Below are 11,457 nucleotides of genomic sequence, written 5' to 3' on the forward strand. Positions count from 1 at the left end.
CGGGCCAGCTACCCGAGCGCCCCAAGGGGGTCATTTTTGGATGCCGATAGGGGGTCAAGATTGCCTGCCGATTGACACAATGTCTTATAATGGATGTGACGTCGCCCAAGAGACGTGGCGAGCAAGCGTTGAGGACGCTCTTCTTTACATTGCGGAAATGGTCAGCGGCCCGGGCGGGGAGGTTTACGTGACGCTTTTCGAGCGCGTAGAGCGAGATTTCGAAGCACTCACTCGTCATGAGGCGGCTATTGGCCGTGCGCGCCGTCTGGCGAGTGCGACGCGGACCCTGGCGGCGTGATCATGATCTTGATGTGAAGCTCAAGCCTTTGCTCGAGCGTCTTGTCCCCATAGAATTGGCGCCCCCGGATACGTCCCACGTCATGCCCAAGAAGCGCACCGCGAGTATCCATTTCAACGCCGATTTCGTCCAGCCGGTCCTCGAAGGAATGGCGAACTCCACCGGCCGTCACGTATACAGGTTTACGCTTCTTACAAGGCAATCGCTTGTAGGAAGCGGGTTCCGCAGGAAGGAGCCCGGCAGCTCGCATGGATTTTGATGCCGCATTCGAGAAGTTCCGATTATTTCGGTAGCGTGGGAATCCCTCCGGGTTTCTTCGCATTGCTTCCAAAGCGACACCAACCAAGGGGACCCGTCGCTCTGACGATACCGTCTTGATCTGGCGGGCACCTTGCCCCTCTTCATTCCCTTCTTCTTCCTGGATGATGATATGTGGGATCGGCTCATTCAGCCTTATCGCTTCCGGCGGAAGGTTGTAGATCTCCGACTCTCGACATCCCGTTTCAAGACATGTCAGCATGATGTCCCGTAGTTCGTGATTTATGCTTCGCCAGTTAGACAGAATTACCCACTTCTGAAGATAGAACTTGGGAACCGGGGGCTTCCGAGACTTCTTTCGTCGGATTACAGCTTGGCACCTTATTCCGGCGGTCGGATTCGGTGGGTCTTGTCTTTCCAAAGCTTCATGATGGTTTCGTATCATTCTCTGGAGATACTGAAGATCTTTGTTCGCACTGGTGACATCAAGCTCACCAGCGTCGACTTGGGCCTGTAGGTCGTTCCTGAGTTTTCGAATGTCGTCAGGTCGAATGTCGTCCACAGCGATGTCCTTCACACCAATAGCATGAATGAGGCGTTTCGAAACCCGGCGCCACTTCTGCTTCCAGTCGTGCAGCTGCTGTGTGTTCTTGTTGTCGACCTCATAGGGGTTCAGCTGGTCCATCTCTTCAGCGAGTTCAAGGAGTGACCTGCGGGGTGCTGCGATGCCGCCCAGCAACGCTTCAGAAGCGACGCTTCCTGGGGCATCCCCTGTGGCTCGGAGGCGCTGAATGCGTCCGAGAATGTCATCCAGGCTCCCCATTGCCAGTTCGTTTGCCGTTCGATAGGGCACGCCCCGCGAGTGCGCAAGTTCTGCGGCTACCTGGAACCTCGATTTTGCCGAGGGGGGGGCCGCGCCAGCGAGTAATGCGTTCCATTCAGCATGCATCTGACGCTTCCACCTGATACGGAATTCGACTGCTTCTTCGTAGTCCGAAGTGCCGGTAGCTTGCCAAATTTCCTTCTTACCGATGAGTTTCTGGAATTGAGAAGGCACTTGAAGTCGTGCGGTATACCTTCTCTTCTTGCCTCTCGGAAACAATCCGTCCATCTGCACCGAATCCCATCTTGCCGGACGTCACGGATACAGAGGTTGGAGGCGGAGGCAAGAGAATTGCTGCCGAGCGCGGCGCTTTTTGCTACGTTTTGTGCTACAGTTTTTCTCGGAGTCATCAAAAAGTGCTCTTATAAATATGGGTTTTAAGCAGGTATTTGATTCCGCCCCCGGGCACCACTTCTACAGAAGACTTTCTGTTTTCAGTAGCTTGCATCGCCCTTTTGTCCCACCCGTTCGCACCAGTCCCGAAAGCGGGGCACTTTTGTTCTATTTCTGTCCATCTGTGATGCGCCTCAACGCGCGCTCCGCACGGGTCTTCTGTCTCGCTGCGCGTGTGTAGCGTGTGACTTCCTTTGATGTCCGGTGCCCGGTGATCGCCATGATTTCATGTTCGGAACATCCGAGTTCCGCCAGCCGCGCCGCAGCTGCCTTGCGCAAGCGATGCAGCGGGCAATCGTCCAGCGTGGCTTCGCGGGTAAGCGTTGCATCTGCAAAATCTGAACTTCAGAGCCAGATCGATTGATCTTAAATCCGATCCCCCAGATGCCGGGACTGAACACCTAATTTGATCCAGCGCAAATTCTTTCTTTTGTGAGGGGCCTAAGGTTTTCCCGAAGATCGAAGCAATCGATTGGGAGGAGATACTTCATGATCCGAAATTCAGCTATTGGCGTTGTCGTCACCACGCTTCTGAGCACCGCGGCAGTTGCAGAGACCATCGAAATCAAGATGCTCAACAAGACTGCCGACGGCGAGCGCATGGCATTCGAACCTGCATTCGTTCAGATCCAACCCGGAGACGTGGTCAAGTTTATTGCCACGGACAAGGGGCATAATGCCGAAACGGTCAAAGGGATGATCCCCGAGGGCTCTGAAGGCTTCAACGGCAAGATCAACGAGGAAATCGAAATCCCGTTCGAGATCGAAGGTCTCTACGGCGTGATGTGCAAGCCGCACTACGCGATGGGCATGGTAATGACCGTTGCGGTGGGCGTCTCCGAAGCGCCCGACGGCTTTCTGAATGGCCGGGTGCCGAAAAAGGCCAAAGCCCGGTTCGAAGACCAACTCGGCAATCTTTAACCAAACGTCAGGGGCCGCACGCGCGCCGACAGCTCGAAAGGAGCCAGCCATGACCAGGTTCATCAATCCGAAAACCTTAAAGACCAGTCGCCGCGATGTATTGCGCGGATCAATGTTGGCGGGTGCCGCTGCAATGACCGGCACCGCGGCCCTGGCTGCCCGCCGCACGCCGACGCCGAAGATGGCGGATGCCGCCTCGGTCAGGCTCTACAGGGCCGCAGGCGAAACGGTGGCGGAGACCACTGCCAAGCCTGCCGATCTTTCCGGCTATACCCGCGTGAAACAAGAGCTTGTCGCACCGCCCTATGCGCCTGCGCATGAACAGGTGGCGACCGGTGGTCCCAAGATCATCGAGATCACCATGGAAACCACCGAGCGACTGATGGTCGTGGATGAGGAAACCGGTGCCGAGGTCTGGGCGCTGACCTACAACGGCTCGGTTCCCGGCCCGCTGATCATCTGCCACGAGGGTGACATGGTTGAGCTGACGCTGCGCAACCCCGAAGACAGCCAGATGGAGCACAACATCGACTTCCACGCCTCGACCGGGGCCCTGGGCGGTGGCGGGCTGACCCATGTCTATCCCGGCGAGGAAGTGGTGCTGCGCTGGAAAGCGACCAAGCCCGGCTGCTTCACCTATCACTGTGCCCCGGGCGGCGCGATGATCCCCTATCACGTCGTGCATGGCATGAACGGCGCGGTGATGGTGCTGCCCCGCGACGGGCTGAAGGACGCAGCCGGCAACCCGCTGAAATATGACACAATCGCCTATATCGGCGAGCAGGATTACTACCTGCCGCAGGACGAGACCGGCGCGTTCCGCACCTACGAGGCCGCCGGCGACGACTATGCCGACAGCATCGAGGCAATGCGCACCCTAACGCCGACTCATTCGGTGTTCAACGGCGCGGTGGGCGCGCTGACCGGCGAGAACGCCCTGCACTTCAAGGTCGGCGAAACGGTGCTGATGATCCACAACCAGGCCAACCGCGACACCCGTCCGCACCTGATCGGCGGGCACGGCAACTATGTCTGGGAGACCTCGTTCTCGGACCCGCCGCAAACCGGGGTCGAGACATGGTTTGTGCGCGGCGGCTGCGCGGTGGCGGCGATGTACACCTTCGAACAGCCCGGGGTCTACGCCTATGTCAACCACAACCTGATCGAGGCTGCACTGCTGGGGGCAGCCGCTCACTTCATCGTCGAGGGCGAGTGGGACAACGGTCTGATGGAGCAAGTTGAGGCGCCTCATCAGTTCGCAACCTGAAGGCAGTTCGACAAGAAACATGGCCTCGCACATGCCGTTCCACCATCGGCCCCTTGCTCGGGCCCCCGGACTGGCAGCCGTTGCGGCCGTGCTGCTCGGGGCCGCGCTGTAGCTGCGCGGCCCCGCTCTTGCTTCCACGCCCTTGCCTGAAATGCGCAAACCCCGGTGCGACTGTCCGGCGTCATGAGGTCGCGGTGGCGGAATGGAACCTCTGCCATGCGAAAGGTGGCTGCGGATTGCAATTGCGACCCGCGGCCTACCTTATTGCCAGATCCCCGCCGCGTCAGCCGCGGCCGCAGGGCAGCTTTTCTACCACTCCGGAAGGAATAGGCGGTCTTGACGGTAGAGTATGGCAATGGACACAGGAGTGTTACGTCGGCTCCATTGACGGAACGGACCTGGAGCGCTGTCCAGCGTTCCTCGTAGGCGGCGAGCTTGTGGTGGTCGTTCCCTACCTTGTTCGGGCCCCGGCACGAGGCGGATGTGCTGTCGGTGTTCCACCCGCTCATCCGGGCCTTTGCCTGGTACCGCAGACCCGTCTTTGGATGAAATGGATTGGTTTTGCGGGAGCTGTGTGTGGCGACAATGCACGGCAACCGACCCTGCGGTTTGCAGCCTCGACGAACGTTTGTCTGCCTGCCGTCATAAATGCGGTCCTGACCTTCCCCTGCCGCATTTTTTCCGTGCCGTCTCTTTTGTTGATCTGGCGCAAAGTTGCGACCGGCATCATGAGGTACTGTGTTTCCAAAATATTGGAGGACCGACCGATGCATATGCTGATCGCCTATTCCACGACCGAGGGGCATTCGGCCAAGGTGGCCCGATTTGCCTACGATACATTGCTCCGCGAAGGGCATACCGGAACGATAAACGACTTGGACAACGTTTCCCGAATGCCGGAGCTGGCCGGGGTCGATGGCGTGGTCCTGGTCGGGTCCGTGCACGAACGCCGTCATTCTCCTGCACTCGAGACCTTTATGCAGGCTCAACGGGCCTGGCTGTCCAAACGGCCCACGGTGCTGTTATCGGTCAGCCTCAGCGCAGCCTTCGAACAAGGTATAGAGGAGGCGCGAGACTATGTTGTCGAGACTGAACTGCGCACCGGTTACGCACCAAATGACACCGTTTTAGTTGCCGGGGCGGTCAAACCGGGCAGCTATGACTATTTTGAAAATCAAGTGTTGCGATTTGCGGTGCTCAAGGATCGTGAGTACGAAGTGGGCACGTCCGATCATGAGTTTACTGACTGGGATGCACTGCGCGCACGTCTGCTCTGTTTCTTTGAGGCCAGCACCGCCAGCCGCAGGTCGGGGGAATAAATCAGTTAAGAGCTGTCCGGGATGTCGGCTATCGATGGTCGCGTAAAGGGTCCGTCAGTGATCTGTCGGTTCCGAATTCAGTGCCACGACAGGTCAGAAGTAGCGGAATGCGAAAGCTTGCCCGGTGGTAGGAGCGTATTGCGGTCGTTCGGAGCAGATCGCCCAGATGTCCGGTAATGGGATGTACCGGCTGCGTGACTCTGTTGCGCAAATGAGGTGATGGCCGGGTTTCCCCTTACCCCGGACGAACACATCCCGCGGCCTCTGTGACTGGTGTTCCAAGCGCAGTATAGCCGTTGTGGACCCGTCGCGGTTTGGTGCCGCTCCTTTGATCATGTAATGTGCAGCAAAGGAGATGAACCATGGGCACAGGCAGAACGGATGAATTTCGCAAGGATGCGGTGCGGATCGCGCTGACCAGCGGTCTTTCGCGGCGTCAGGGTGCGGATGATCTGGGGGTTGGCTTGTCGACCTTGAACAAGTGGGTGAACGCGCACCGCGACATGGATATGGTTTCAGCCGAGGGTCGCGAGCTTGCGCGCGAGAATGACAGGCTTCGGCGCGAGATCCGCATCCTCAAGCAGGAACGCGACATCCTGAAAAACCATTCCGGGCCGCATCCCGCCTGTGCGCGGTAGCAGCAGCCTGTGCCACGCTCATGGCGAAGGGCAGTTGCCGATGGCTTATTGGTGGGCTGGACCCCGTTAAAAAACGTGGCACATGGGCTGATGCGCACTTGAGAGTGGTGACGTCGCGCTCGCGGCGATCCCGGACAGGAAGATGACGAACTTGCACGGCCCACGCCCTTCGTTCCACACGGAGGAGAAGTCATGCCCAGACCGACAACCGGCGACCACCGGGACCTGAAGATGGTCAATCCAGGCGCGGCCGCCATCGACATCGGATCGACGATGCACATTGCGGCGGTGAATCCGTCCATCTGTGACATACCGGTGCGTGCCTTCGGCACGTTCACCCAGGACCTGCATGCTCTGGCCGAATGGTTTGCGGACTGTGGCGTCACCAGCGTGGCGATGGAGTCGACAGGCGTCTACCGGATCCCGGCGTTCGAGATCCTCGAGGCCCGAGGCTTCAAGGTAATACTGGTGAATGCCCGCTACGCCAAGAACGTGCCCGGCCGCAAAACCGATGTCAGCGATGCGGGTTGGCTGCGCCGGTTACATTCTTATGGCCTGCTGCGCGGCAGCTTCCGCCCCGACGCGGAAGTCGCAACGTTGCGAGCCTGCATGCGCCAGCGCGTGCGGCTGAGCGAGTATGCTGCCGCTCACATCCAGCACATGCAGAAGGCGCTGATGGAAATGAACCTGCAACTCTATCACGTGGTCTCCGACATCACCGGCGCGACCGGCATGAAGATCATCCGTGCGATTGTCGCGGGGGAGCGCAATCCGGACGTGTTGGCCAACTACCGTGACGTGCGGTGCAAATCCTCGCCGGAGACGATCCGGGCAGCGCTTTTGGGCAATGATCGGGCAGAACACGTCTTCGCTTTGGCGCAGTCGCCCGACCTCTACGACTTCTGCAAAGCCAGGATCGAGGAGTGCGATCACAGACTGGAAGCGGCTGTCGCCGCCCTGTCAGCCAAAGGAGGGGAAGACCTGCCACCGCTGCCGAAGGCCCGTATCAAAGGCGGGCAGGTCAATGCACCGGCTTTCGACATCAGGGCTTCCCTCTACGGGGTGCTCGGGACTGACCTGACGCAGATCCATGGACCCGGCCCTTCGCTGGCGCTGAAGCTGGTGGCCGAGTGTGGCACTGACCTGCGCGCCTGGAAGACGGCGAAGCACTTCACCTCGTGGCTGTGTCTGGCGCCGGGGAACAAGATCTCCGCTGGAAAGCTCCTGTCATCGAGGACACGGCGATCTTCAAGCCGGGCGGCGGCACTGTTGCGACTGGCCGCCACAACCATCGGCCGCAGCGACACCGCCTTGGGCGCCTTCTACCGCCGTCTGTCGGCACGGATCGGAAAGCAGAAGGCCGTGACGGCGACGGCCCGCAAGATCGCCACCCTGTTCTACAACGCCATCCGCCATCGAATGACCTATCAGGATCAGGGGGCGACAGCCTATGACGAGCGGCACCGGAAACGCGTTCTGGCCAACCTCCAGCGACGCGCCAAGACCTTGGGCTACGACTTGGCACCCGTTCCTTCCGAACCGGCTGTTTCTCAGGAAGCCACCCAGTTCTTCGCGGGCCAAAAGCCGTGAGGTTCAGGTCATTGAAGAACAGCGCGGGGCCTTCCCAGTCGATCGGCTGTGCCAAGTGATGAATGCCAGCCCCCGCGGGTTGCGGGCGTTCCGGAGCCGCCCTGCCAGCCGCAGGCAGCGCATGGACATGGTGGTTCTGGCCCACATCAAGGAGCAGTCACGGCTGAGCCTCGGCAGCTATGGCCGGTCCAGGATGACCGAAGAACTGAAGGAGATCGGCGTCGACGTGGGGCACCGGCGTGTCGGGCGCTTGATGCGTGAAAACGGTATCGTCGTTGCAAGAACCCGCAAACACAAGGCGACGACGGACAGCGATCACGCATTCAACATCGCGCCAAACCTGCTGGACCGTGACTTCATGGCGGATCAGTCCAACCAGAAATGGGCTGGCGATATCAGCTACATCTGGACCCGCGAGGGGTGGCTGTATCTGGCGGTAATCCCGGACCTTCATTCCCGCCGCGTGATCGGCCGGGCCGCCTCTCATCGATATTGCGTATCGACTGCCGGGCAACGGTACAGCAACCGCAGGAAGCGCGATCTGGCGATCCGGGCCTTGAAGATGGCCATTGCCTTCAGGCCACCGCCCAAAGGCTGCATCTTCCACAGCGACCACGGCAGCCAATACTGTTCGCACGACTATCAGAAGGTCCTGCACCAGCACGGCTTCCGTGCCTCGATGAGCGGCAAAGGCAACTGCTATGACTGTGAATGTGATATCGCAGCTTGATGGCCTGACCCTTGCTACGACTGACTTCGTGTCATTGCGTTGACGTGTCGGCTGTCAGGTTGCCCCGGCAGCGGGCGAGCCTACTGCCGGGCGGAAATGTGCGGGCTGTCGTGCAACTGTCCTGGCAAGAGGTGCTCGGAGCCGAGCATCCCGGGCGCGGCCAGCCAAGCCACGACTGAAGCGCGAGTGCCTTCGGTTATCTCAAAACGGACCGGCTGGCGCGTCTTGCTCTGTGTGGTCCCGGCCCGCTCCTTGACTTGGCCAGCGGCATAGACATCAGCGACGCGCAGGCTGACGGGGTCGCAACCTCTCAGCTTGCTGTCGATGGCCATGTTGAACAGCGCGAGATCCCTAAGGCGATTGGCGGGCTCGAGCCGCACGCGAATGGCCCAGACGTGCTTTGGCAGAAGGGGGCGCTTCTGCCCGATGAGGCGGCCCTTGTACCAAGCAGACCGGCGCGCACGGATGACAGGAAGGGCAGTGATGGTCATGGCAAGATCCTTCGATCCCCCGCACGCCACCTCGTCGCCGACGTCGTGCCGATAAAACATCCTACCATGCCGCGCTGCGGCGAGTCAGCTTCGAGCCCAAATTGACCGAGTCGGGGTCGAGGGCTTTGCAGTCGCAGCATGGACGCATCTGTCGCAACCGCCCCTGTGTCGGTCGTCGCGCCTGCCTAAGCGCAGGCCAACATTGGCCCTTGCGCCTTAAGTAACGCTGCATTCGATTTGCCAGATGCGCACAGACCCTTCCACGACGCGGAATGTCGGGACAACAACGCTGTTAATGCGACGGTTCCACTCTACAATTTGCACTTTGCAGCGGCTTCCGGTAGAGTGACTTGTCTGCGGAGGCGGTCATTATGCCCAAACTGCATCGCGCTCTTCTCCTGGCAACTGCGCTTATCTTCGGAGTGCCGGGATTGCCGCTCGCCCAATTGGCTCCAGACGCGACCGGCCAGGTCGTCGAGATCGAAGTGCCGGCGTCGGCACTTGCGGGCAACCTGCTTGGAACCTCCGCTATACAGGATGCAGCAATCTATCTGCCTCCGAGCTACGAGAGCGCGCCCGACCGTCGCTATCCCGTCATCTACCTGCTGCACGGCATCTTCGACGACTATGGCGCCTGGATCGAGAACGAAGATGTGCCGACGCGGCTGAACCGCCTGATAGCAGCGAAGGCGATGCCGGAGGTGTTGGTCGTCATGCCCAATGCCGGAAACGAATACGGCGGCGGCTATTACCGCAATTCACCGATCAGCGGAAACTGGGCGGATTATATTGCCGACGATCTTATCGGTCATGTCGATGCGGAGTTTCGCACCATGGCCAGCGCGGACAGCCGCGCGGTCGTCGGTCATTCGATGGGGGGCTACGGTGCCATCAATCTGGCGATTAGTCGCCCTGGCAAGTTCTCGGTCGTATGGGCGATGAGCCCCTGTTGCCTGGCCGCGACCGATGATTTCGGCTTCGGGAACGACGCATGGAAGCGTGCGGCCAGCGTCCAGACGGTGGAGGATGTCGAGAATCTGCTGGCCGATCAGGATTTCTACGCAATTGCCTTGCTGGGCATTGTATCGGCTTTCAGCACTGAAGCTGGCGATCCGCCGGTCTATGGAGATGTTCCGTTCGACATCGTGCGCGGAGAGGTGGTGCTCGAAGATGCGGCCTACGATCGGTTTCTCGACTCCCTGCCAACCCGTCAGCTGCGCGCGGCGCGAGATGATTTGCGCGCCCTGCGCGGATTTGGCCTTGGCGTCGGTCTGGGCGATCAGTTCCTGCACATCCCGCCCGGGACGATCGAACTCTCGCAGCGACTGGGAGCCGAGCGCATTCCCCACCTTCTGGACGTCCATGACGGAGACCACCGCCAAAACGTCGGCGGCCGGCTCGAAACCTTTGTCTTTCCGTGGGTAGGTGCGCTCTTGGTGGTCGCAGAGTAGACGAATAGCCTGAAGCAGGCAGGATCTACCGACTCGATATTTGTCAGCAGTTCCTGAACACGCTGTTAGCGGGCACAGCACTGTCTGTATCGGCGGGCAGCAAAGTCGCTCTGCGGCCCTTCTTCTCGATTACTGCGGAGGTCAGCTCCGGGCCCAAATTGACACCACAGCAAACGGGCTTGCCGGGTATCAAACGATTACGTTTAATAGAGTGGCCACAGCGCGGGCGGGTCTCGGGGAGTGCTTCAGTATGCCGACTGCATTGCGCATGTTCGTTCCTGCGGCGATCCGGTCTGTCATGGACCGCCTCACGCCGCGCGTGGAAGCCGAGACAGGCGTGCATCTCATACAGGAGATTGAGCTTAACCCACTGATAGCGGAGCGGATCAGAGCCGGCGAGCCTTATGACATCGGCCTGACCAATCCATCTTACGCGAAGGCCTTGATCGATGATGGATTTGCAGACCGCGACAGCCACCGTGCATTCGGGCGTGTCTCACTTGCGGTTGCGCGCAAAGGCGGGGCGCATGGCCAAATAATAGCGGACACACAAGGTATCGAAGCGCTTCTCCGCAGCGCGAAAAGCATAGCCTATACAGGCGCCGGGACGAGCGGACGCACCTATCTGGATGTGATGGAGCGCATGGGGCTGACTGACTCCGTCTTGCCGAGAAGTCATGCAATGGCTGGGGGCGTGCCTGCGGTATCGGTCGCCACTGGCGACTACGAGCTTGCGATTGCCCCTCTCACAACAGTGATTGCCACGCCAGGCGTCGTTCCCGCAGCAGTGTTCCCGGAACATCTTGGGACACATATCGACATGTCGGTATTTCGGAACGCCGCATCACCAAACATCGCAGCAACCGTGATCGACATCCTCACCGATCACGATCTCGACGATGAACTCGCGGCGGCGGGCATTGCGCGTTTTGAACTGATCTGATTGCGTTTTGGACTTCCGGCAAAATCGCGCACTGATCGGAGGGGCCTCTAAGTCCGGTTTTGTCCGACTGCCTACCTTCACCTTTCGAAAACGCTGCGCGATGCACGAACGACCGGTTCGGTGAAGCCGCACGGCGGCGCGAACCAGGACTGAGAACTTCCGCACAGGGCGTATTCCGTTGAAAAACTCTGCTTGCCCGAAGCCCTGAGGGCTGATTCAATTTCCGCGTAAGAGGTGGAGATGGGCGGCGATGACGGGGTCCCGACAGCAAGCGC

General features: G+C 59.8%; 9 protein-coding genes and 3 pseudogenes. 8 read left to right on the plus strand and 4 right to left on the minus strand.

The features are described 5' to 3' along the window. Positions 1–245: 245 nt before the first annotated feature. Complete coding sequence (locus tag FOY53_RS21965) at positions 246–1,667, minus strand: DUF6538 domain-containing protein (RefSeq protein WP_146592443.1); 1,422 nt, start codon at positions 1,665–1,667, stop codon at positions 246–248. A gap of 273 nt (positions 1,668–1,940) precedes the next feature. Then, a complete protein-coding gene (locus FOY53_RS21970) occupies positions 1,941–2,135 on the minus strand; it encodes a tyrosine-type recombinase/integrase (protein WP_222435323.1) in 195 nt (64 codons plus the stop codon). 186 nt (positions 2,136–2,321) lie between these two features. On the opposite strand from FOY53_RS21970, the gene FOY53_RS21975 reads away from it, so the two are divergent. The 6 genes and pseudogenes from FOY53_RS21975 to FOY53_RS22000 form a co-directional block, all read left to right on the plus strand. Next, the gene (locus tag FOY53_RS21975; protein WP_146592444.1) at positions 2,322–2,753 is read left to right on the plus strand and encodes a pseudoazurin; all 432 of its coding nucleotides are present in this window, start codon (positions 2,322–2,324) and stop codon (positions 2,751–2,753) included. Between the two features lie 49 nt (positions 2,754–2,802). Continuing rightward, positions 2,803–4,020, plus strand: a complete 1,218-nt coding sequence (gene nirK, locus FOY53_RS21980) for a copper-containing nitrite reductase (RefSeq protein WP_146592445.1) — start codon at positions 2,803–2,805, stop codon at positions 4,018–4,020. A gap of 545 nt (positions 4,021–4,565) precedes the next feature. After that, positions 4,566–5,339 carry a flavodoxin domain-containing protein gene (locus FOY53_RS23325; protein WP_222435320.1) on the plus strand — a complete coding sequence of 258 codons (774 nt, stop codon included), beginning with the start codon at positions 4,566–4,568 and terminating at the stop codon, positions 5,337–5,339. Between the two features lie 362 nt (positions 5,340–5,701). Then, positions 5,702–5,941, plus strand: a pseudogene (locus FOY53_RS21990) (transposase); the annotation flags it as partial. 228 nt (positions 5,942–6,169) lie between these two features. Beyond that, a complete protein-coding gene (locus FOY53_RS21995) occupies positions 6,170–7,567 on the plus strand; it encodes an IS110 family RNA-guided transposase (RefSeq protein WP_146592447.1) in 1,398 nt (465 codons plus the stop codon). Next, positions 7,534–8,273: pseudogene (locus FOY53_RS22000) on the plus strand (IS3 family transposase); the annotation flags it as partial. The gene FOY53_RS21995 and the pseudogene FOY53_RS22000, both read left to right, overlap by 34 nt. Positions 8,274–8,380: 107 nt before the next feature. Here FOY53_RS22000 and FOY53_RS22005 read toward each other — a convergent pair. Then, a pseudogene (locus tag FOY53_RS22005) lies at positions 8,381–8,788 on the minus strand (site-specific integrase); the annotation flags it as partial. 371 nt (positions 8,789–9,159) lie between these two features. Between FOY53_RS22005 and FOY53_RS22010 the strand changes: the two are divergent. After that, positions 9,160–10,239, plus strand: coding sequence for an alpha/beta hydrolase (locus FOY53_RS22010; RefSeq protein WP_146592449.1), 1,080 nt, complete (start codon positions 9,160–9,162; stop codon positions 10,237–10,239). A gap of 268 nt (positions 10,240–10,507) precedes the next feature. Further along, entirely contained in the window at positions 10,508–11,182 is a 675-nt protein-coding gene (locus FOY53_RS22015; protein ID WP_281289608.1) for a substrate-binding domain-containing protein, read from the plus strand. 77 nt (positions 11,183–11,259) lie between these two features. On the opposite strand, the gene FOY53_RS23510 is transcribed toward FOY53_RS22015, so the two are convergent. Further along, positions 11,260–11,457: hypothetical protein (locus FOY53_RS23510; protein ID WP_222435322.1), on the minus strand; the 198-nt coding region annotated here is incomplete at its 5' end.

Origin of the sequence: Puniceibacterium confluentis, from assembly GCF_007923445.1 — a bacterium.
GTDB lineage: Bacteria > Pseudomonadota > Alphaproteobacteria > Rhodobacterales > Rhodobacteraceae > Puniceibacterium > Puniceibacterium confluentis.

Coding starts and splice junctions, on each gene's coding strand:
- FOY53_RS21965 (WP_146592443.1), bottom strand. CDS start 1,667: ATGGACGGATTGTTTCCGAGAGGCAAGAAGAGAAGGTATACCGCACGA.
- FOY53_RS21975 (WP_146592444.1), top strand. CDS start 2,322: ATGATCCGAAATTCAGCTATTGGCGTTGTCGTCACCACGCTTCTGAGC.
- nirK (WP_146592445.1), top strand. CDS start 2,803: ATGACCAGGTTCATCAATCCGAAAACCTTAAAGACCAGTCGCCGCGAT.
- FOY53_RS23325 (WP_222435320.1), top strand. CDS start 4,566: ATGAAATGGATTGGTTTTGCGGGAGCTGTGTGTGGCGACAATGCACGG.
- FOY53_RS21995 (WP_146592447.1), top strand. CDS start 6,170: ATGCCCAGACCGACAACCGGCGACCACCGGGACCTGAAGATGGTCAAT.
- FOY53_RS22010 (WP_146592449.1), top strand. CDS start 9,160: ATGCCCAAACTGCATCGCGCTCTTCTCCTGGCAACTGCGCTTATCTTC.
- FOY53_RS22015 (WP_281289608.1), top strand. CDS start 10,508: ATGTTCGTTCCTGCGGCGATCCGGTCTGTCATGGACCGCCTCACGCCG.